The sequence below is a fragment of the Bacillus sp. 01N45 genome (genome assembly GCF_056399205.1).
On sequence record NZ_JBFTQW010000005.1, the window covers coordinates 177,573 to 199,113 of the forward strand.

The 21,541-nt window shown below is 34.0% G+C and carries 20 protein-coding genes, 1 pseudogene and 2 other annotated features; of the genes and pseudogenes, 2 read left to right on the forward strand and 19 right to left on the reverse strand.

Annotated elements, in window-relative coordinates:
• Window positions 1–6 precede the first annotated feature (6 nt).
• From AC1DMU_RS13890 to AC1DMU_RS13950, 13 genes and pseudogenes are all read right to left on the reverse strand, one after another.
• On the reverse strand, window positions 7–1,815 hold the full coding sequence (locus AC1DMU_RS13890; protein ID WP_088063082.1) for an IucA/IucC family protein: 1,809 nt from the start codon (window positions 1,813–1,815) through the stop codon (window positions 7–9).
• A 297-nt stretch (window positions 1,816–2,112) separates the two neighbouring features.
• Window positions 2,113–2,634 carry an N-acetyltransferase family protein gene (locus AC1DMU_RS13895; RefSeq protein WP_476941521.1) on the reverse strand — a complete coding sequence of 174 codons (522 nt, stop codon included), beginning with the start codon at window positions 2,632–2,634 and terminating at the stop codon, window positions 2,113–2,115.
• A gap of 97 nt (window positions 2,635–2,731) precedes the next feature.
• On the reverse strand, window positions 2,732–3,412 hold the full coding sequence (locus AC1DMU_RS13900) for an MgtC/SapB family protein (protein WP_000119502.1): 681 nt from the start codon (window positions 3,410–3,412) through the stop codon (window positions 2,732–2,734).
• A gap of 159 nt (window positions 3,413–3,571) precedes the next feature.
• Window positions 3,572–4,228 carry a YkyA family protein gene (locus AC1DMU_RS13905; protein WP_087982867.1) on the reverse strand — a complete coding sequence of 219 codons (657 nt, stop codon included), beginning with the start codon at window positions 4,226–4,228 and terminating at the stop codon, window positions 3,572–3,574.
• A gap of 14 nt (window positions 4,229–4,242) precedes the next feature.
• Complete coding sequence (locus tag AC1DMU_RS13910) at window positions 4,243–5,064, reverse strand: peptidoglycan-N-acetylglucosamine deacetylase (RefSeq protein ID WP_088608996.1); 822 nt, start codon at window positions 5,062–5,064, stop codon at window positions 4,243–4,245.
• A 100-nt stretch (window positions 5,065–5,164) separates the two neighbouring features.
• Window positions 5,165–5,620 (reverse strand): annotated as a pseudogene (locus tag AC1DMU_RS13915) (sensor histidine kinase); the annotation flags it as partial.
• A gap of 82 nt (window positions 5,621–5,702) precedes the next feature.
• The gene (locus AC1DMU_RS13920; RefSeq protein WP_000093639.1) at window positions 5,703–6,704 is read right to left on the reverse strand and encodes an LCP family protein; all 1,002 of its coding nucleotides are present in this window, start codon (window positions 6,702–6,704) and stop codon (window positions 5,703–5,705) included.
• A 283-nt stretch (window positions 6,705–6,987) separates the two neighbouring features.
• Window positions 6,988–9,291, reverse strand: coding sequence for a glycoside hydrolase (locus AC1DMU_RS13925; protein WP_088063079.1), 2,304 nt, complete (start codon window positions 9,289–9,291; stop codon window positions 6,988–6,990).
• 213 nt (window positions 9,292–9,504) lie between these two features.
• Window positions 9,505–9,714 (reverse strand): DUF6366 family protein, encoded by a 210-nt coding sequence (locus tag AC1DMU_RS13930; RefSeq protein ID WP_088063078.1) that lies wholly within the window; start codon window positions 9,712–9,714, stop codon window positions 9,505–9,507.
• Between the two features lie 112 nt (window positions 9,715–9,826).
• Complete coding sequence (thrB, locus tag AC1DMU_RS13935; RefSeq protein ID WP_088063077.1) at window positions 9,827–10,720, reverse strand: homoserine kinase; 894 nt, start codon at window positions 10,718–10,720, stop codon at window positions 9,827–9,829.
• Window positions 10,717–11,775 (reverse strand): threonine synthase, encoded by a 1,059-nt coding sequence (gene thrC / locus AC1DMU_RS13940; RefSeq protein ID WP_088063076.1) that lies wholly within the window; start codon window positions 11,773–11,775, stop codon window positions 10,717–10,719. Before thrC ends, thrB begins: the two co-directional genes overlap by 4 nt.
• Window positions 11,768–13,063, reverse strand: a complete 1,296-nt coding sequence (locus tag AC1DMU_RS13945; protein ID WP_088063075.1) for a homoserine dehydrogenase — start codon at window positions 13,061–13,063, stop codon at window positions 11,768–11,770. The genes thrC and AC1DMU_RS13945 overlap by 8 nt, the downstream gene beginning before the upstream one ends.
• 151 nt (window positions 13,064–13,214) lie before the next feature.
• Window positions 13,215–13,446 (reverse strand) — a binding site (T-box leader).
• A gap of 116 nt (window positions 13,447–13,562) precedes the next feature.
• Window positions 13,563–13,794 (reverse strand) — a binding site (T-box leader).
• Window positions 13,795–14,027: 233 nt separating this feature from the next.
• Window positions 14,028–14,666 carry a pyridoxamine 5'-phosphate oxidase family protein gene (locus tag AC1DMU_RS13950; protein ID WP_088608616.1) on the reverse strand — a complete coding sequence of 213 codons (639 nt, stop codon included), beginning with the start codon at window positions 14,664–14,666 and terminating at the stop codon, window positions 14,028–14,030.
• Between the two features lie 81 nt (window positions 14,667–14,747).
• On the opposite strand from AC1DMU_RS13950, the gene AC1DMU_RS13955 reads away from it, so the two are divergent.
• On the forward strand, window positions 14,748–15,356 hold the full coding sequence (locus tag AC1DMU_RS13955; RefSeq protein WP_088063073.1) for an NUDIX hydrolase: 609 nt from the start codon (window positions 14,748–14,750) through the stop codon (window positions 15,354–15,356).
• Window positions 15,357–15,444: 88 nt separating this feature from the next.
• Here AC1DMU_RS13955 and AC1DMU_RS13960 read toward each other — a convergent pair whose 3' ends face one another.
• From AC1DMU_RS13960 to AC1DMU_RS13975, 4 genes are all read right to left on the reverse strand, one after another.
• On the reverse strand, window positions 15,445–16,272 hold the full coding sequence (locus AC1DMU_RS13960; protein WP_088063072.1) for a peptidoglycan-N-acetylglucosamine deacetylase: 828 nt from the start codon (window positions 16,270–16,272) through the stop codon (window positions 15,445–15,447).
• A 117-nt stretch (window positions 16,273–16,389) separates the two neighbouring features.
• A complete protein-coding gene (locus AC1DMU_RS13965) occupies window positions 16,390–17,262 on the reverse strand; it encodes an aminoglycoside 6-adenylyltransferase (RefSeq protein WP_088063071.1) in 873 nt (290 codons plus the stop codon).
• A gap of 131 nt (window positions 17,263–17,393) precedes the next feature.
• Entirely contained in the window at window positions 17,394–18,065 is a 672-nt protein-coding gene (locus AC1DMU_RS13970) for an O-methyltransferase (RefSeq protein WP_088063070.1), read from the reverse strand.
• A 137-nt stretch (window positions 18,066–18,202) separates the two neighbouring features.
• A complete protein-coding gene (locus AC1DMU_RS13975; protein ID WP_000818985.1) occupies window positions 18,203–18,922 on the reverse strand; it encodes a 3-ketoacyl-ACP reductase in 720 nt (239 codons plus the stop codon).
• 196 nt (window positions 18,923–19,118) lie between these two features.
• Here AC1DMU_RS13975 and AC1DMU_RS13980 point away from each other — a divergent pair, with 196 nt between their 5' ends.
• A complete protein-coding gene (locus tag AC1DMU_RS13980; RefSeq protein WP_131933543.1) occupies window positions 19,119–19,706 on the forward strand; it encodes a DUF3139 domain-containing protein in 588 nt (195 codons plus the stop codon).
• A 23-nt stretch (window positions 19,707–19,729) separates the two neighbouring features.
• Here AC1DMU_RS13980 and hitS read toward each other — a convergent pair whose 3' ends face one another.
• Both hitS and hitR read right to left on the reverse strand, forming a co-directional pair.
• The gene (hitS, locus tag AC1DMU_RS13985; protein WP_098082534.1) at window positions 19,730–20,803 is read right to left on the reverse strand and encodes an envelope stress sensor histidine kinase HitS; all 1,074 of its coding nucleotides are present in this window, start codon (window positions 20,801–20,803) and stop codon (window positions 19,730–19,732) included.
• The gene (gene hitR, locus AC1DMU_RS13990; RefSeq protein WP_217993520.1) at window positions 20,800–21,477 is read right to left on the reverse strand and encodes a response regulator transcription factor; all 678 of its coding nucleotides are present in this window, start codon (window positions 21,475–21,477) and stop codon (window positions 20,800–20,802) included. Before hitR ends, hitS begins: the two co-directional genes overlap by 4 nt.
• Window positions 21,478–21,541: the final 64 nt, after the last annotated feature.

A 21,541-nucleotide genomic window follows, 5' to 3' on the forward strand; every position in this document is an offset into this window, starting at 1 on the left:
CGTTATTTATGAACGGACAGCCACTTCTCTAACAAGCGGATTCTGTACCTGTACGTAAATTGCTTGTTCTAAAGGATTACTTAACTCATCGACATCGAAAAATCTCGTTAATAAATTTGCTTTACATGCCAACTTATCCTCTTCTAACAATTCTCTTAAAAAGGTAGAAGGTTCACGGTTATACGAAAGGAACGCTTCAAGTACAGATCTTAATTCAGAGAGAAGAATTTCCTCCTTAATTAATCCTGCTGTGCCAAAACCGTTAATGAGACCAAACATATGATTGAAAATTAAGTAGTAACGAAATCTCTCATCTACAATATAATCGTCATATAGATTTCCAGTACGTTCTCCAATGCCAGCCAACTCATTATTAAGCGTCTCTTTCATTGAATTACAGAAATAAAACCCTTGATTATCACGGAAATAATATTTGACCGGATAACCATCCTTTAGCTGAACAACACTATTTTGCTGATGCGCTTCTACTGCAACACCATAACGTAAGTACATCCATACCATCGGCTTTAAAGAAATATTCATATATCGTCTAAACCAATCTAAACTTACTTCTTCACAGCTTCTACTTTCTACATCTGCTAGTCGATGAATAATATTCGATAAACGAGTACGTTCTCCAGGTATTGCATCTTGAACTAGTCCAGCAATTAAAGTAGCGTCATTTGCATGTTCACCATAAAAAGGGTTCTCTCGTATAATTACTTCAAATCCAGATTCTTTTGCCCCGTAATTTAATGTAATAAATGCTGGATCACAAATAAAATCAAAACCTGGAAACTTATCTAACACTTCACCAATTGCTGTATTTAGCATTTCCTTTCCTTCAAGACCACTCTCTAGTTCCTTCAATTTATTAATACGCATTGAATTTGTTACTTTTACTGGGAATGAAAACTTAAGCATATATTTTGATTGGGGATGATATAACGTCCTAAGTGATGCTGTTGCCATATAATACTTACCGACAGGACCGATATATTCAAGTACTCCTTGATCTATCCACTCCTGTACGTATGATTGGTGTAATAGCCATTCTGCCTGAAGCGGATGAATTGGAAGTAATGAATATTCATCTTCATTACAATACTTCGATATAAATTCTTTACAAACCATCTCATCATTACGTAACTCTTCTTTTAGAATTACTGTTGTAGAATCTAACAATAATGATTTTTCATTTACTATATTTTTATGTGCCCTAAAATAATGAAGCTGACATTCTCCTTTTAATTCTGGAGAATACATTGCGCTTTTCCATTCCAAAATACCTTGTCTACTCTTTGGGGTTGGATGCGTTAAATGTCCAAATAATAAAGATTGCTCCGCTTCTATAAAGGATGTATGGAAACCGTATAATGCAGATGTATCTTCTATTCTCTCCTTTGTAAATTCTTCAATATTTTGACAACTACAAATAACTCGAAGCATAAGTTCAGCAGGATTCGTCCCTTCTCCGTAGTTGATAGACATCTCTTTTATTAAGAATGTAATAACAGTAACGTAATCTGCTTTTATAACATTCTTATTTTCTCCCATTTGATAATAAAATTGTTCTCCAAACAAATGGCGATCTGTTGCTGATTTATATATAACTTCTCCATACAAAGTAATGTTTTGTGCCGATAACCGACAACATAAATAAGTAGAGCCAGTATCTCTTTGAAATGAATTGTAGAAAATATCCTCTATCCTTTTATCCGCTGTAATCCATTCTCCACTTCCTGTTTCTCTTAAATAACAATTTAAAAAACTTTGTATTGTTGCATGTTCCGCGATTTGTTTCGCACGCTGCATACTTGTCCTTCTCTTTATATGAACACTATCGTAATTTCATATTACAATCGATAATTGAATATCGTTATCAATTAAAATTTTAATTGATTATCATTATCAATTAAATAGTTTATTTCAGAATTTTTAAATCCGAATAAATATTTCTTTTTTTCAGCCTTTCTTTAATCTAATTAAAAATACACAAGAAAAATTCTCACTTTCAAACTAAATACTTATTTATTTCATTAGTAATCCCCTTCAAAATAGTTAAACAAAAGAGGTATACATTAATTCGTATACCTCTTTCAAACATAAAGTTTACATAATAATATTATTTATATCCCTCCAACAATAGGCTGTCTCTTCTACCTGTACTCTCTCTAAAAATTTCGTATCAATTTTTTCTGGATTAAATTTTTCATAAAAATTTTTAGAAGGGTTATTCGTAACAACCCATACTAAAAGTGATTGCATATCATTGTTTATACATTCCGATAATAAAGCTTGAAATAACTTTTGTCCTATTTTCATTCCTTGATACTCTTGTAAAAGGTAGATTGCATATAATTCCCCATCACAATTATATGTACCACTTCTTTCCACTCCCCCGTCAATGAATCCGATTATTGTTTCATCTGACGTCTCTGCTACAAATCTATATTGGTATTTATCTTCTTGTTGAAAAATGTTTTCCCATTGTTTTTCTCGTTGCTCATATGTTWTATTTTCTAAAAATTCGTCAGCAAATATCCCTTTATACGTTGTTTTCCAGCTATCAACATGCACCTTTGCTATACCTCGTATATCATCTTTTATCGCTCTTCTAATATGTATTTCCATCATTTCTCCCCCTTGTTATTCATCATTATATCAATTTATTTCCTTAAAAATCCAAATAAAAAAAAGAGCGAATGCACTTCACTCTTTTTTATCACAATTATCTACTTTCCACTTCAACTGAAACAACACGATCAATCTCTTTCAGGGAACTATATAACTCTGTTGTATATAAATCTTCTGGAGCTAAAATAACCATTTCCAGTTGCTGAAATGCTCCATTATCTATATCTTTAATTTTCACTCGTTTCACATGCATACCTAAATTTTTAATTTGCTTAAATATACCATCTAACTCATGATGCTCTTTTACAGTAATTTTTATAGATAAATCCTTTTGTCTTAATGAATACGGACCTGCAATTTTCACAAGTTGTGGAAGTACGTTAATTGCTAAAATAATTAAAATCATAGCAACCGTCGCTTGTAAATAAAAGCCCGCCCCAATTGCTATACCTAAAGCTGAAGCAGCCCACACCATAGAAGCTGTCGTTAATCCAGAAATAACATCATTACTTCTTCGTAAAATAACACCTGCCCCAAGAAAACCAATCCCACTCACAATTTGAGCAGCTAGACGCATTGGATCCATATTTGTATGCCCTGGAACAGAATATACATGTACGGCTTCAATTGAAACCATCGTAATTAAACAACTTGCTACAGAAATAACCATACTTGTTTTCACACCAAGCGGTTTATTCTTTAGCTGCCTATCTATCCCGATGAATAATCCTAAAAAGAGTGCTAAACCTAATTTGAGTAAAAATTCATATGACATATTTCCATTCTCCTTACTTTACAATGTTTCCCTTGGAATAATTCACTATAACTCTTTTATGATATCAATTCCAGTCTTTTCTATTCATTTAACATAAAAAGCCGAAAAAACATTTGTAACGATGTTTCTCCGGCTTTTTATTATGCTTAAGATTCTTCTTTATTTCTGATCTTTAATCTTAATCTCTGCATCTTTGTAGAATGCTAATTTACTGTCATTATACTCTTTTGTAAAATTGTTAAATTGCTCTTTTGATTTTTGTGCTTCCACAGTTAATTCATTAACAGCCTTAACTTTTTCACCAATCTCCTTTAATTTCGTTTCTTTTACTTTTAATTTTTCATACAGTTCTTTTTCAGTCGCTAACGCCTTCGTATAATTTTCATTCATCTTTTGGAATGCATCATAACGGTTTTTATACGACTCTTCTACTGCTTTCGCTTGTTTTTGTAACTTCTTATCTTCAAGCTTCTCTATATTTCCTTGAACAGATTTTGTTTCTTTCTGAGCTTTTTCTAGCATTTCTTTCTCAGTTTTTAATACTTTTTCACGGTCATCTACATTTGCAGTAGCTTGCTCTATCTTCTTCATAACAGCGTCATTATGATCTTTACCTTCTTGTAAAATTTGAGAATATAGTTCTTGACCTTCATTCTCTAATTTCTCTAACTTCTTCGCTTCATCAACTAATAATTTTTCTTGTGTCGCTGCTGTTTCAAAAGCTGTATATAGATTTTCTTCTGGTTTTTCACCGAAACAACCTGTTAATAGTCCTACTGATAGTGCTCCAACTACTGCTACTTTTCCATACTTCAACGTTCATTCCTCCATTACATACGGTTATCATGCCAGAAATTCACTGGGAAGTGACTCTCTTCATGATAAGCTTCAAACTCATAACCCTTTTCTTTTAACCCTTTTAAAATTGCTGGCACAGCAGCAACTGATTGTGGGTGAATGTCATGCATTAAAATAACTTCCTGTGGTTTTGTTGCATTTGTTATTACATTTTGAGCAATTTGTGCTGCCGCTGCATCAACTTGCATTTTGTTATATCTCCAATCTAATGAATCAATTGTCCAATCCCATACTTTAAAACCGCCCTCTACTACTTTATTTCGAAGACCTTCATTTAATCCAGGCATCGAACCGTATGGTGGACGTGTTAATTTAGGTGATTTTCCAATAATATTTGCGATTAAGCTTTGATCTTCTTTCATTTCATTTACATACTCGCCATTTTTATATAACTTTGCAAAATTATGTGTCATACTATGCATACCTACATAATGACCCTCTGCATTTTCACGTTTCACTAAATCCGGAAATCCTTTTACATTCGCTCCAATTAAAAAGAACGTCGCCTTCGCATCATGCTGTTTTAACGTATTTAACAATTCAGCCGTATATTTCCCTGGGCCATCATCAAATGTAAGGTAAGCAACTTTTCTTTCTTTTCCATTAAAACGACTTGGTGCCGTTTTATTCATTTCTACTTTCGGTTGTTCACTTGCAAGCTGTACTACGTTTTCTTGTTTTGCAACAGCCTTTGCTGGTGAAGTAATGGATTGAAACATGAAATACCCAATAGCTACTGCTGCAATCGCTATTAAGCCGACTACTACTCGTTTAACTTTAAAAGCTTTTTCCATTCTATCGAATTCCTCTCCCTATTAATCTTATATATAAATCACCCAATATAATTATACATCTATTTATTTTATTACACTATATAAACAGACTTTATATGTATTATAATGGGAGTTTTATCAAAATGGTTGTTCCTTTTCCTTCTTTACTTATAATAACTAAGTGTACCTCCATGAAGCTCCACCATTTTTTAACGATAGCTAAAACACCTGTAGCACGGTTATTAATCTAGTAAAATGACTGTTCTATATATGGTAAATGCTCTGTAGCAATTCCAATCCCTTCGTCTTTCACCTTTATCACTGCTTGTCCTTCTTTTTTAGTCGCTTCAATATATACTTTACCATTTTTATGTGAATATTTAATGGCATTTTGAACAATATTCAAGAAAACTTGCTTTAGCCTATTTCGATCTCCTATCAATTCAATTCGTTCTATAGTTTTGATGAATTGCATTTGCTTCTCTTCAGCATTAGGAGTTAATTGCCAAATCGTCTCCTCTAGTATATCGTATAATTGCACCTTTTGTTTATATAAATTGAAATGATTTAAGTATAAGTTTTCTAAAATAAAAAATCGTTACAGAAAAGTTACAAATCCATCTCAATAAAAAAGATTGGCAAAGGCCAATCTTTTTTTATTATTCATTTCGAACTGGTTTTGGTGTTACACCTAAATGCTCATTTAATTTTTTCGAAATATCTTTTACATTTTTTTCGTTTGGAATGTAATAATAAATACCTCCGATACGTTTATCCGTACCTTCTATTTGCATTTTTTCCATTTCTAAATTAGATCCTGCCATATTTTTTGTAATCGCAAGCATATCATCGAAAGTTAAGTTCGTTTTCATATTTTTATCAACCGCATCAAGTAAAGAGCCCATTTTGCTAATTGATTGCACAGACATCGCTTTTTTTGCAATTGCTTCTATTACAAGTTGTTGTCTTTGTCCACGCATTGCGTCACTATCAATTTTACGCGTTCTTGCAAGTGCAAGTGCTTGTTCTCCATTTAAATGTTGGAAGCCTTTTTCTAAATGAATCATACCCGCTTGGTCTTTACTATCTTGCTCTGTGAAAGTAACAGGTACATCAATATCAATACCACCAAGTGAATCGACAATTTGTACGAATGATTCAAAGTTAAACTTCACATAATAATCAACAGGAACATTTAAAAATCTTTCCACCGTATCTCGTGTACTTTCAACACCACCAAATACGTGTGCGTGTGTAATTTTATCTAATTTCTTTCTAGATGGAATATATACACGTGAATCACGCGGAATACTTACTAATTTAACTGATTTATCATCTTTATTAATTGTTGCTAATAAAAGTGCATCTGTGCGAACAGCTTCACCATATTGACTTTTTCGCATTTCACTACCATCTACACCCATAATTAAAATAGAGATGTTATCCTTTAAAGGCTCAACTTCTTTATCACGTTTTGATGATTTATCAATTTGTGCATACGCATCACTTACAACAGCTTTTGCTTTATTATATATTAATGATCCATATCCTACTCCTCCAAAAATAAGTAGGAAAAATGGAATTAAAATGAACCATTTTATTGACCTTCTTTTAGAACGTTTTTTATTGCTTCTCGTATTTTGTTCTAATTCAGAGCTCATCTTCATTCGCCTCTCTTTCTCTTTCCCTAGTATAATGTATGTCTAGTATTCTTCATATTGAATTTCCTTTCAAACACCTTACATTTTTGTAAGGTTACATGATGAATCCAATATGTATTCCATCTCACATTATACTCTCGTGCTTATTTTTGGCAAGTCACTATTTTCCAACTTCAAATATTTAGCACTTCGCAACATTCGAAATTATAGATTTATAAATTTATTCGTTTCGAATCCTTCAATTTTCACCTAAAAAATTAGTAATGCAACAATACATTTCATATTATCTCTCAAGCGGTGTATACATTGTTTTCTTCCCATGATTATTAATGAAAGCGGATTTTGCTTTTAGTTTCGTCTTTTCTATTTCTATATCTTCATTCGAGAAATTCACAATAATTTTAATATCTTTTCCATAAGAAGCAGATTGAACTAATTTATCTTCTGACAAATATACAAAGTTCGTCATTTCTTCTTTTACTGCCTTTTCATGAACGTCATTCCAAACTTTCAGGTGCTGCGTAATTTCTTGTTTATGCTTATTCCACTCTACTTCATCTAAATGGTACAACGGAGGAACATTATACAATAATTCGTATAGCATACGGTTCCCTACCTCATCTTTTACTTTCAAACTTCCCCATTCCCAGTGGTGCGTTGTAATTACAGAATCATTGTATACTAATTTATATAATGGTACTGAATATACAGGGTTTAAATACACTTGTTTATATTCTTCTTTTAACGGTACTTGTTTTGCATATTTTTCTGGAACATTTTGATTCGGTGACCAATATCCGCCCACATAATACGGACTTGTTTTATTTTTCCTCATATCTTCATCGTCCCATTTAATAACCGGTGTTTCAATACCGTGAGCAAATGCAATCGTGCTACTTGCAAAGTCATTTCCGCCTTCTGAGCCAACTACCATACCTTTTTCTTGCGCAATATAATCCATTCGTTGCAATCTTGCTTTTAAATCTTGTTCTTGTGTCGTTATATGTTTGGCTGAATAGTCATCATAAATTTCACCTGTTGCATCACAATCAATAAACCATGAATTATATTTAGGTCCATTTTGTAAAATATCGTTCATTCGCTCTTTTACACTAGGAAGAGATAAAGTTGGATTTAACTTTCGCCCTCTACCTAAAAAGCCTTGCACTTTTTCTCCATTTTTCTTCGTCACAGTTCCCTCTTCATATAACGATGGATCCTGAAAAGAAGCTGTATTCCAATTTTTATCAGCTTTTTCGTGAATAGAATGATAAGAATCATACGGACCAACTAAATATCCCATTTTCTTAGCTTCTGTCACGAAATCAGGCTGCATATACCCTTGTTCCCAGTTCGGTAGCCCAATCCATGCATTGTCTATTCCTGATTCTTTCATTTCCTTTATAATATCCGTTCCATCTGCCTTACCCCATTTACTTACTTCTTCAACCGCATCACCGAGCGCTGACTTTAATACATGCTTATTTAAGTTATATAACTCCATCTTCGATAAATGGTCTATCCCTTTGTTTAATAACTCACTAGCGTTCTGATCAACCTTTTGAAAAATATCATCTTTATACAATTCCTTCATTGATAATACTTCATTTACATAACGTAAAATAACATTTTTTTGGTACTTATCAATGAAATCTTGTTTACTTACTTGCTCAAACACACTCAGTTCTCCAAGCTCCGAACTATTCTTTTGAATAAGCCCTTTTATATGACTAAATACAGGGCTATTTATTTGCTCTCTTATTTTAGGCCAATTTACGTTACTGTCAGACAAACCATTTTGATTCCAAAAATAAAAATGAGCAGCACCATAAAGTTTTTCAATCTCTTTATTTTTTCTAGCCTTTTCTTGTAATGTTTTAAATTCACCTTTTTGAGCAATATTATCCTTATACAGTTTAGCAATACTGACTGCATCATTATTTGTCACATATAATTGAAATCCATATGCTTTATTTTTATTTATACTCGGGAATTCATGTATAAAATCAAATCCTATTTTCGGATCCGAATGAAATTTCAATTCATTATTAAACATATTGTTCGCAATAAATACAATTGAATATTTCGAACCATTTAACGCAAAAAACTTCATAGAAAATGATTCAGCAAATGAATATGCATCATCCTTTAAAAACTTCTTCCAATTTTCATCATTACTCGGAATTTGCTTACCTTCCCATAACGGAAGTGTATAATTTTCAGCTTGTACTTTCGGCCACGTAAAGCTTTCTGCACCAGTCGATTCCACTTCAATATTTAAGTGATCTTTTTTCTTTTCTAGATTCACTTTTACTTTTTGATCTGGATATTCCCAAGATGTTCGATCCTTGTCTTTTTTTACATTCGACACCTTCATTTTCGGTAACGGCTGTGACGCCTGTTCCTTTACACCATCATGTTCTACAGTTAACATGAAAGTCTCTGGATTTACATCGTAAGTAAACTCTTTATACGTCGCTTTCTTTACTTTAGAATCTTGTACAGCCTTGTTACCTTTTACATCACACCCGACTAAAGTCGAAAATGACATCGTTGTAAGAAGACATATTGCTATCATTTTTTTCATCTTCTGCACCTCCACCACTGAATATACAGGGGCTTTGTTACAGGAATGTGGCAAAAAAATAGAACTAGCATAACGCTAGCTCTATTTTGAGTATTATAAATAAGTGTGTATGAACAACTATAATCTGCTTAAAGTATATGTAGTACAATAACCGTGTTTTTTCATCCCCACTAAATATAAAAGCAAATAATTCGAAGCCTTAACACTTATTTTTCAACTAAAAAAATAAGTGTATATAATATACCCTAAAACTAGCACTAAAATTACTAGCGCTGTACCTTTCCAATTCATACCACCCGTCATATCAACTGGACTACCTGATTCAGCTCTGTTGAATCCATCATTTAAAGAACCGGTAGGATTATTTTTCAATTCACTTTGCCTTATACGTTCTCTGTTTTCTTCTGGTGACTCTTTTTTCATACGATCACCTCCAAATTAATACACGCTTTACTAAATTATACATTATTACTTTTCTTTTATATGCCAACTGAAAAGATATTTACAACAAAAAAAGCTAGCAATGCTAGCTTTTTTATAGTTCTATATGTTCTTCTTTATTTACAGTAATTCCTCTATGATCGATTTCTAGCACACACACTTTCATAGACGTAAATACTCTCGCTAATTGCTCAGCAATTTCTTGACGCTTATCATATGGCGTTAATATAAAAATGGATGGACCTGCACCACTAAGCGCTGTGCCGTATGCTCCAAACTCTTTTGCACATTTACGAATTGAGGGTAATAGCGGTACGAGTTCTAAACGATACGGCTCGTGAAAATGATCTCTTTCCATCATTTCACCTACAACTTCCCACTTCTTTTGACAAAACGCAGCTACTAATACGTTGCTGATTGCACTAGCCTTAACTGCTTCATGAAACGGAAACACATCTGGTAATACAGATCGGCTTTCCTCTGTATTTAACTCTTCATTTGGAATAAGAGAAATTACACCTAATTCCTTACTTTCAATTCTTACAACCGAAACATTCTTTCCATCAAGTGCTCCGATTACAGTTCCTCCTAATATAGAAGCCGCAACATTATCTGGATGCCCTTCAAAATTTGTTGCAATTTGAACTTTTTGATCAGTCGTTAAGTTTAAATTGCCAAGTTGATTCGCAAGCTCTATCCCTGCTACAATTGCTGATGCACTACTTCCTAGTCCTCTTGTAAGCGGGATATTACTAGTAACTTCTATTATATGAGGTGATAAAGAAGGACATACTTTACATGCCGTGCTAACGATTAAATTTTTATCATCTGTCGGAATTAATTCTTCAAAGGAATGGATTACTTGCCATCTATCAGCTTTTTCTTTTACCACCACATCTAAATATAATGACAAAGCTATTCCTACTGAATCAAATCCAGGTCCAACATTCGCTGTACTAGCAGGAACACGAATACTTAATGGTATCACGACATAATCACCCCTTTAATATGTTCTTTAATTTGTTCTATATTATTTGAAACACTTGCAATATCTAATGTATTAGAAGAAATTGCGATATCAGGATCTTTCAAACCGTTTCCAGTTAAAACTGCAACAACTGTCTCTCCTTTTTTGATTTTTCCAGATTGAACATGTTTAATTACACCTGCTAATGAAGCATTTGATCCTGGCTCAGCGAAAACCCCTTCCGTTTTTGCTAATAATCTATACGCATGTAAAATTTCTTCATCTGATACCATATCTATTTCACCGTGAGACTGTTCAGCAGCCTCTACTGCATATGACCAACTTGCGGGGTTACCGATACGAATCGCTGTTGCAATTGTTTCAGGTTCTTCAATGACATGTCCTTTTACAATAGCAGCTGCTCCTTCCGCTTCAAATCCGTGAATTCTTGGCTTCTTATAGCCTTTTTCTTTCTCATATTCACAGAAACCTTTCCAGTATGCTGTAATATTTCCGGCATTCCCAACAGGAATCGCTAAAACATCTGGTGCACTTTGCAACTGGTCACAAATTTCAAATGCTGCTGTCTTTTGCCCTTCAATTCGATAAGGATTCACTGAGTTTACTAATGTAATCGGCTCTTCCGCAGCAATATTTCTTACAGCCTTAAGTGCATCATCAAAATTTCCTTCTATTGAAATGATTTCAGCTCCGTAAGCGACTGCTTGCGCTAATTTTCCATGTGCAATCTTTCCTTCCGGGATTACGATTATACATTTCATTCCAAGGCGTGCCGCGTATGCTGCGGCCGATGCCGAAGTATTACCTGTTGATGCACAAATAATTGCCTCCGAACCTTCTTCTTTCGCCTTCGCAATAGCCATTACCATACCACGATCTTTAAAAGAACCTGTCGGATTCGCACCTTCGTACTTACCGTATAACTGAATCCCTAATTGTTTTGATATATTTAATAGCGGAATAAGAGGTGTATTTCCTTCCATTAAGCTAATATCAGGTGTATTTTCATTCACCGGTAAATAAGAAGCATACTGTTTTAATAATCCTTTATACATATTGTTTTTCCTCCTCAATAATGTAATAACTGTTTATTTCACTTGCGACACTTTCTATCGCTCCTAGAACTCGTTCAAATTGATACTTTGAAGTTTGATGTGTCACAACAACGACTTCTGCAAGTTCACGATTTAAAGGTAATTGAATAACTTCTTTTAAACTTACAGAATAATTAACGAAACATTCTGTTATTTTTTGCAACATCCCAGGTTCATCTCGTAATGAAATACGTAAGAAATATTTCGAAACGACTTCTTCATCCCCCTGTAATTCATACGGTTCTGGTTCTTTTAATGCGCTTTTATTTTTCTGAACTTGATTCATATTTTTAACGATTGAAATAATATCACTTACTACAGCAGAACCAGTTGGTAACTTCCCAGCTCCAGGTCCGTAAAACATTACTTCTCCTACTGCTTGACCATGAACATATACTGCATTAAATTCATTATTTACATTCGATAATGGATGATGACTTGGTAAAAGAGTCGGTTCTACACTTAAATGAATGGCTGACCCTTGTTTCTCTGCTTTACCAATTAATTTCATAGTAAATCCTAACTTTTCAGCCATTTGTAAATCTTCTTTTTCGACCTTTCGAATCCCTCTTACTTGCACATCATCTAAAGAAACATTCATCGAAAAACCTAAGTTTGCAAGAATGGCTACCTTTCTCGCCGCATCTAACCCATCTACATCCGCTGTTGGATCCGATTCTGCGAAACCTAATTTTTGTGCTTCCTGTAAAGCCTCTTCATACGACCATCCATTTTGACTCATCTTTGTTAACATGTAATTTGTTGTTCCATTTACAATTCCCATTATTTTTTCAATTTGATCTGAAGCTAATCCGTCTGTTAATCCTCTTAACACCGGAATACCGCCCGCTACACTTGCTTCATAACATAAATCACAATCATTATCGTTCGCCACTTGGAGAAGCTCTGCACCGTATACAGCCATTAAATCTTTATTTGCTGTTACGACATGTTTTTTATTTCGTAAAGCCTTAACAATATGTTGCTTTGCTTCTTCAATTCCGCCCATTACCTCTACTACAATATCAATATTTGGATCATTTAGAACTTCATCGACATGACTTGTTACTACGATTTCATCAATGCAAACATCACGTTCTTTTTCTAAGTCACGTACAACGACTGTCTTTACCTTCACTTCATACCCTGTATCAAGTGTAATTTTTTTATAATGTTCTTTCAAAATATGGACAACACCACTTCCGACCGTACCTAAGCCTAACACCCCAACATTAATAACGTTATTCATTTTCTAATCTCCTCCTACAATTTTATTTTTTATCTCTATCAATCACCTTGCTCTGCTTTTTAATCATGCAGGTGGTGGTTATTTCCGTACGTACAAATCGTTTCATTTTACTGCACCTCCTTTCAAAGTAAAAAAACACACTCATCCCTAGGAAAGGGACGAATGTGTTTTCGTGGTTCCACCCTTGTTCCAATCCAGACTTAACTCCTTCTAGATTGCTCAAGTTCAGATAACGGCTGATTCCGTCAATAATTACTAGATTACTCGTTCACTATTGAAGTTCAAAGGTGGTAAAATCATTTCTCGTGTTAGGAAGCTCACACCCTTGGCTTCCCTCTCTGTAAACCGTAAAAATGATTCCGTGTCCTTATCGTTACTTTTTCGTTCATGTTTATTTGTTAACTCATTATACTCGTATAAACAACAAAATCAATACTATTTTTTAATTATTTTTAATTTTCAATCCCTAATTCAATAAAAAAAACACACTCATCCCTAGGAAAGGGACGAATGTGTTTTCGTGGTTCCACCCTTGTTCCAATCCAGACTTATTTCCTTCTAGATTGCTCAAGTTCAGATAACGGCTGATTCCGTCAATAATTACTAGATTACTCGTTCACTATTGAAGTTCAAAGGTGGTAAAACCATTTCTCGTGTTAGGAAGCTCACACTCTTGGCTTCCCTCTCTGTAAACCGTAAAAATGATTTCATGTCCTTATCATTACTTTTCGTTCATGTCTATTTGTTAACTTATTATAGTTATCAACTTTTTAAAAAGCAAGCCTATTTTTACTAACTATTTTCAAAATCTTTTTTTATTATATTTCACAATAACATTTTACAATTGCCGCTCGATTTACCTATTTTGCTATTTCTCCATTTTGTAAATCAACAGTTCATATATAAATATCCCATTCTAAAATGTGTACATATTCACCTTACAAAGATATATTAATAAAGTTTTTTAATACAATCTTTTCGTATAACTTTCTTCTAAAGAACGTGCAACATCTTCTTCTGAAGCATTCACTTTCGCATGCTCCAGCAACATTTTTGCTGCTGAAGGTAATTCTTTTTTATTTAACCAAAATTCTGAATCCCACATCTTAGAACGAATAAAAGCTTTTGCGCAATGAATATAGCATTCCTCTATTTCAACAACAATTCCAAGTAACGGATTGCGTCCATTTGCCTGCATTTCTTGCAAAATTTCTTCATCGTTTGTAATGAATGCTCGGCCGTTTATTCGGAGTGTCTCCCCAAGACCAGGGATCAAAAAGAGTAACCCTACGTGCGGATTTGAAATAATATTCAAAATGGAGTCTATACGACGGTTGCCTGGTCTTTCTGGAATAATAATTTTATTATTATTTAATACGTATACAAATCCAGGTGCGTCTCCTCTCGGCGAAGCATCACACTCTCCTAATTTATTTGCAGTAGATAATACTAGAAAAGGAGATTTAGACAGAAAATCTATGCAATGATGGTCTAATGATGAAATAACTTTTTTCAAAGCTCGCTCACTTGGTCGCCCCAATATTTTTCGTAACTCTTCCTCTGTTGAAATAATCGATTTTATTTCCTTATTCTCTATCCCCACTTATACCTACCCCTTTTTCTTTATTTTCCCAAAATTCAATACAGATATTGTATAATAAAATTTGCAGAAAGGGGAATTTAAATGACAGAGTGGTTAACAATATTTGATACTGAAAGAAATATACTTGGGAAGAAATTACGTGATGAAGTGCATCGTGACGGTGATTGGCATGAAACATTTCATTGTTGGTTTGTAGAAAAAGATGCTGAAGATATGTTTTTATATTTTCAATTACGCTCTAAAAATAAAAAAGAAGCACCGAGTATATGGGATATTACTTCAGCTGGACATATTATGCATGATGAAGAAGTACAAATTGGCGGTCTTCGTGAAATTGAAGAAGAATTAGGACTTTCCTTTCAAACTACTGATTTAGCATACAAAGGTATCTTTAAAATAGATTATGAAATTTCAAATCTTACTGATCGTGAATTTTGTCATATGTATTTTCACAATGTCATCAATACACTTTCATTTGCACCAGGTGAAGGAGTAGACGATGTGATGAAAATACATGCAACTTCTTTTCTACAACTATTAAAAAGAGAGATTTCATCTTTTACGGCTATTTCTGTTTTAAGCAATACACCGATAACAATAACATTTGAAGATATTTATCCATATGATCTTGCATACTATGAATTTGTTATAGAAAAAGGAAAAAACTTACTAGAAAATAATAGTTTATAAATAAAATAGGACTCCCATTTTAAAGTACTTGGGAGTCCTATTCTTTATAGTGGATGATTGACAATACCCGACTGATTTAAATTCCAGTTTATTTTCTCTCTTTCGATGTTTGGAACATACTTGGCAGCGTTACAAAGCGTGCCCCTTTCGTTTTTAACTGCGGAATAATTTTGTCTAGTGCCTCTACAGATCCTTGCAAATGCCCACCTGGTGTTGAATGCTGAAGTATAACACTGCCAGGAAATGAATTCCCTAACACATTATTTGTAATCGTATCAGCGCTTACTCCTTTCCAATCAACCGTATCAACACTCCATTGTACAATCATAAAATTTTGCTCTGTTGCCCACTTCAATTGATTTTCAAGTATTTCACCGTATGGCGGACGAATAAATTTCGGTGCATAACCAGCTAAACGATTTAATATTTCTTCGGTTTTCATAATTTGATTACGGTACTCAGCATCATTTACTTTCGCTAAATTTGGATGGCTATACGTATGATTGCCAATTACATGCCCTTCATTCGCAATACGTTTTACTACATTCGGAAACTTTTCTGCATTTTCACCAAGCAAGAAGAAAGTCGCCTTCACATTATGTTGTTTTAACTTATCTAAAATTTTCGGCGTAAATTCTAAATCTGGTCCATCATCAAATGTAAGAGCGACTTCCGCTTTATTGTACGGACCTGAAAATGCGTACGCATATTTTTCGACCCACGAAAATGGCGTCCACGATCCACGCTCATATGCTTTCATTTGTACTGTATATTTTTGAGGGATATATGTGTATGGCAATGAACTCATATAGTCTCCATAATAAAATGAGTGATATGGCATATAGGCGTACGAAACATCTCGTTCTAGTCCCCATTCATATGGGGCAAACATTTCTGACGAATAAAAATAATACATAATAAAAACCTCCCTAAAATTTCATATGTGATTCATCTGCACTTTGTTAGAGAAATTATTATTCATGAACAAAAATAAGACTGTCCATAATTAGGACAGTCTTACTGCTATATACAATTAATAAATCGATGCACTATCTTTCGGCAAAGCTTTTACATGTTTTAAATAGCTTGTCACTCTGTCATCATCACCTTGCGGGTATTGATACCCATATGTGTTACCAATTTCGTTCGCAACTTTTCTAAATAAATCGCCCATTACAAAAAACGACTCCCAAATGTCTTCATATTCAGCATTCGAATAGGTCCTTTTAAATTGCTCCCACATATCTTTTTCAATGTATTGCTCGAAAAGCTTTCCAAACTTTCCTGCATTAACTGTAAAGTCTGTTTTCATACCAATATGCCATTCTAACATTACGATGAACATATCCCGCACCGGGCCATCAAGTATTCCTTTCGCATAAGAAAGTTCTTCTCTCCATAGTCCTTTTGCCACATTCGTACTACACCACCAAAATTCATTACAGCAATCTAAAAACTCTTTTTCTGTAGGCTTTTTTATTAAGTAATCCCTATCGCTTGCTGGTGGAAATTCGTCAATACAATTATCTTTATCCAGAAGCAGTTCACTTAAACTATCTTGTCCAATGAACTTATTTATCAAATCAAAGGGAACGAGCGTTAAATCAATTCGGTTTCCATCCATAAACTGCATTAAATACGGAAATTTCCCGTCTTCATCTGGTGGAACTAATGACATTTCTTCCGGCATTTGTACAATCATTATTTCGCCAAATCTATGAATCCAATTATGATTAGACGTAAAAGATTGTATATCATTTACAACATACATAATATCATAGTCTTGAAAACAATCTTTTTTCACATGTTGATTTACACGTGACCCATTCATGATGACAGCTCGAATTCTTCCATCCTCTTTTGCTGTACTAATAATTAAGTCTAACATTTCTTTTTCAGTTCTCATCTATTCCTAACCTCCAATTTTTATATAAACTTATATTTCCAATTATGTTGGAGGTCCACGAGCTAGCTGTGTTGTACACGATACATGTTATAATTTTTGAAACATCTTTTTCATCTTTTTACCACCTTCCGTCATTCTTTTACGACTACCATTACAAACCCATCGTATCCTTTACTTCCGACAGTTTGAAGCGCAGTAGCACTTACACGTGGCTCTGCAGCTATTAATTCATAGAAGCGACGTATCCCTTGTACGCGAGGATCGTTACTCGTATTGTCAATAACTTCTCCTTCACGTACTACGTTATCACCAATAATTATAGTACCAGGGCGTGATAGTTTCAGTGCCCATTCAAAATAAGTAGGATTATTTTGTTTATCGGCGTCTATAAAAATAAAATCAAATGGTTCATAATTCTCATTTTCGATTTGCTGTAAAGAATCTAAAGCTAATCCTGTTCGCACTTCAATTCTATCATTCAAATTGGCACGCTCAATATTGCTACGTGCAATTTCAGCATGCTTTTCACTTGCCTCCAATGTAACAACTCTGCCTCCTGATGGCAATCCCCTTGCAAGCCATACCGTGCTATATCCGCCTAGAGTACCAATTTCCAAAATGTTTCGAGCTCCTTGAATTTGTACTAATAGTTGCAAAAACTTCCCTTGCGTTGGCGATACATCATGTGCTGGTAAATTAGCTGCAGCGTTTGCTTGAAGTACTTCTTCTAATGTAGAATCTTTCGGTATTAATACATCACTCACATATTGATCAACAGCCGTCCATTTCTCAATCGTACTCATGTAAATACCATCCCTTTCAATATTTTTCTACTATTCACATATTATACAGAAAATTCTGTCTCGTAAACAAAAATAAAGAAGGGACATCTCCTCCATTACAGAATAAATATCCCTTCTTTTGTTTATGAAATTATCCCTTACGGATTAGTAGACCAAAGTCCTGCTGATTTAATAAATGTACGTTTATTTAATTTCAGCTGCGCTACGATAAACTCTGCAATATCTTCTGCTTGCATTACTTTATCTGGGTTTCCATCAGTTAACCCTAAATCTACAGCCATATCAGTTGCTACTGTACTTGGAGTTAAAGCTGTTACACGAATATTATGTTTGCGAACTTCCATCGCTAACGATTCTGTTAAGCCAAGAACACCAAATTTAGAAGCACTGTATGCACTTGTTACAGGTGCACCTTTTTGTCCTGCTGTAGATGAAATGTTAATAATATCACCAGATTGTTGTTCAATCATACTTGGTAAAGCTGCACGAGTTGCATAGTATACACCCATTAAGTTTACTTGAATGATTTTTTCCCAATCAGCAACGTCTAATTCTAAAAACTTACCGAACTTAGAAATACCAGCGTTATTAATTAAAATATCGATAGACCCTAAACCATTTTTTAACGTTTCAATTGCAGTCGTTACCTCTTCATATGAAGATACATCAGCAGTCGCAATAACAGCTTTTACGCCTTCTGCTTCTACTTCTTTCGCTACAGCTTTCAAGTTTTCTTCTGAACGAGCTAAAAGACCTACATTTACGCCCTCTTTCGCTAATGCGATTGCTACAGCGCGACCAATTCCTCTACCTGCTCCTGTAATTAAAGCATTTTTACCTTGTAATAATTCTGCCAAGTATAACACTCCTTAATCATCTCAGTTATGTATTATATTAAAATTGTATCTGTGTTTATGTAAAAAGGCAATGATGCACTTTCATGTGCGTAGGTTACTTATAGGTAACTATGGAAAGTTTTTATTGATAAGTCTCATGTTTTTGCCATAATTCATGTAAAATAAAAATAAATCCAGCATAGGAGAGTGTATGTGTATGAAAAGAAAAAAATGGTTCTTGTCACTAACTGCAGTCGGACTATGTATCATATTTTTGGCTATGTACTTTATATTTGGTAATCCACTACATTATAAAGTAATAGAAAAAGATACTAGCGACTATCTCTATACTATACAAGGCTATAAGCAAAAAGAAATACAAAGCATAACCGGAAAATATACTCCCATTTATAATATCGGCTATTATGCAGAGGTAGTATATAAAGACGAACCTTATTTTACATACTCTTATACATACGATAATAATAAGAAAATAATACAAGACAACGGCATTTTAGGAAGACATACTGAGTCATTTAAAAATCTTAATTTAAACTGGTCATTGTTTGACGAGTTAGTAGACGGTATCCATACTAACTTGCAAGAAAGAGGTTTAAGCGAAAAGAAAGATTATTCTATACGCTATGTTCAATTCATTGATATCGATGATGATACAAACGGTGCAGAAGCATATGTTGACTTTAAGAAAGATAAAGAATCAGATTATTCATACCGTATGAATGGCCAAGGAACAGCTTATCAATATAGTTGCAGTAACGGGGAATGTATTTTTAAAGAAAAATAGTGTTAGAAGATATCCTCCTAACACTATTTCTCTTCATAATTCGGAATACACACAATAAATTCTGTTCCATTCCCTTCCTCACTCTCGACTTTTATTTCTCCTTGATGAAGGTCAAGTACCTTTTTTACAATGGCCAAGCCTAAGCCACTTCCTCCATAAGCACGATTTCGTGAAGAATCCGCTTTATAAAACCGTTCAAAAATATGTTGTTTTTGTTTTTCAGATATACCAATTCCCGAATCATGGATACGTATTTCTACGAATTTCTCATATTCTTTTAACTGAATTGTAATTGTGCCACGACTTGGCGTAAATTTAATACTATTATGAATTAAATTAATCCACACTTGACTCATACTTTCTTGATCCGCAATTATATACACTTTTTCTAAATCAAGATCTAATTCAATTTCTTTTTCAGCCCAGAGCGGTTCACTATTTAACACAGTTTGCTTTAACTGTTGATCTAATCGATAAGTCACTCTTTCTGGTGTATACTCTTCCGACTCTAAAAGAGTTAGTTTCAGTAAATTTTGGCTTAGTTTAGATAATCTCGTCGTTTCCGTTTCAATAATGGTAAGATAATGCTTTCGTTTTTCCTCGGAAAGATTGTTATCTTGTAGCGCTCTAGCAAATCCTTTTATAGATGTTAATGGTGACTGTATTTCATGAGAAACATTCGATACAAATTCCTGGCGCATTTTCTCCATCGCATTCAGTTCATCTGTCATATCATTTATACTTTTTACGAGTACACCAATTTCTCCATCATACTTTTCTTCATTTCGTATTTTTACGGAGAAGTCTCCTTTTGCAATTTTTTGTATCGGTTCAATAATAGTCCAAATCATTGCCTCTCGTTTTGGTCTCATTAATATCCCAATCAATGTCCAGATAAGAACAATAAATACAAAACCGACCATATCACTAATTAGAAAGGCCACAAACGACGATACGTTTACTTCAAAAGCATTCAATATACTAGTTGCTACATAAAATGCGATAGACCAAATTATAGTGAGAAAAGAAAAAAGCGCTAATACCGCTCCCGTTACTTTCAACATCTTCAACTTACTCATTCGTTTTCTTTTCCTCATTTACTTACCTCTAAGCGATACCCTAATCCTCTTATCGTTTTAATACTAAACTTCGACTTCTCTTCTTGAAACTTCTCACGTAGTCGATTAATATGAACGTCTAGTGTACGTTCATTCCCTTCAAAATCATATCCCCATACATCTTCAATTAACTGCTCTCTCGCACAAGTTCTTCCTGCTTTAGAACCTAAAGTAAAGAGCAATTCGAATTCTTTTAGCGGTAATGTGACTGTTTGTTCTCCGGCTGTAACTTCAAATGTTTTACGATTTAACAGTACATTCCCAATTTGAATCGATTGCGACACTGTAATTTGGTAACGTTTCAATAACGCCTTAACTCTCACTACTAGTTCTATAGGATCAAATGGTTTTACAAGATAATCATCCGTGCCAAGGTGAAATCCTTTTACTTTTTGAGACGTTTCCCCTTTAGCAGTTAGCATCAAAATCGGAATATCATAGTACTTCCTTAATTCAAAACATACATCAAATCCATCCATATTTGGCATCATGATATCAAGAACAACCATATCAACTTTTACTTCGTCTATTTTCTGAAGTGCATCTAGTCCATCAATTGCCTCATATGTTTGAAAACCTTCTCGTTCTAAAAATACAGAAACAAGTTCCCTAATGTGCGGATCATCGTCCACTATTAAAATGTTAGGTATCAAAGAAACCATTTCCTTTCTAATTCGCATCCTTTATAAAACTTTTAAAAATGAATCATTAGTGGAG

What these genes read in the sequence shown, in the direction of transcription:
- AC1DMU_RS13900 (WP_000119502.1), bottom strand. Translation starts at nt 3,412, where the DNA reads ATGTCATATGAATTTTTACTCAAATTAGGTTTAGCACTCTTTTTAGGA.
- AC1DMU_RS13960 (WP_088063072.1), bottom strand. Translation starts at nt 16,272, where the DNA reads ATGTATTATTTTTATTCGTCAGAAATGTTTGCCCCATATGAATGGGGA.
- AC1DMU_RS13970 (WP_088063070.1), bottom strand. Translation starts at nt 18,065, where the DNA reads ATGAGTACGATTGAGAAATGGACGGCTGTTGATCAATATGTGAGTGAT.
- AC1DMU_RS13930 (WP_088063078.1), bottom strand. Translation starts at nt 9,714, where the DNA reads ATGAAAAAAGAGTCACCAGAAGAAAACAGAGAACGTATAAGGCAAAGT.
- AC1DMU_RS13965 (WP_088063071.1), bottom strand. Translation starts at nt 17,262, where the DNA reads ATGAGAACTGAAAAAGAAATGTTAGACTTAATTATTAGTACAGCAAAA.
- AC1DMU_RS13910 (WP_088608996.1), bottom strand. Translation starts at nt 5,064, where the DNA reads ATGGAAAAAGCTTTTAAAGTTAAACGAGTAGTAGTCGGCTTAATAGCG.
- AC1DMU_RS13945 (WP_088063075.1), bottom strand. Translation starts at nt 13,063, where the DNA reads ATGAATAACGTTATTAATGTTGGGGTGTTAGGCTTAGGTACGGTCGGA.
- AC1DMU_RS13920 (WP_000093639.1), bottom strand. Translation starts at nt 6,704, where the DNA reads ATGAGCTCTGAATTAGAACAAAATACGAGAAGCAATAAAAAACGTTCT.
- hitS (WP_098082534.1), bottom strand. Translation starts at nt 20,803, where the DNA reads ATGAGGAAAAGAAAACGAATGAGTAAGTTGAAGATGTTGAAAGTAACG.
- AC1DMU_RS13980 (WP_131933543.1), top strand. Translation starts at nt 19,119, where the DNA reads ATGAAAAGAAAAAAATGGTTCTTGTCACTAACTGCAGTCGGACTATGT.
- AC1DMU_RS13955 (WP_088063073.1), top strand. Translation starts at nt 14,748, where the DNA reads ATGACAGAGTGGTTAACAATATTTGATACTGAAAGAAATATACTTGGG.
- AC1DMU_RS13925 (WP_088063079.1), bottom strand. Translation starts at nt 9,291, where the DNA reads ATGAAAAAAATGATAGCAATATGTCTTCTTACAACGATGTCATTTTCG.
- AC1DMU_RS13890 (WP_088063082.1), bottom strand. Translation starts at nt 1,815, where the DNA reads ATGCAGCGTGCGAAACAAATCGCGGAACATGCAACAATACAAAGTTTT.
- thrC (WP_088063076.1), bottom strand. Translation starts at nt 11,775, where the DNA reads ATGTATAAAGGATTATTAAAACAGTATGCTTCTTATTTACCGGTGAAT.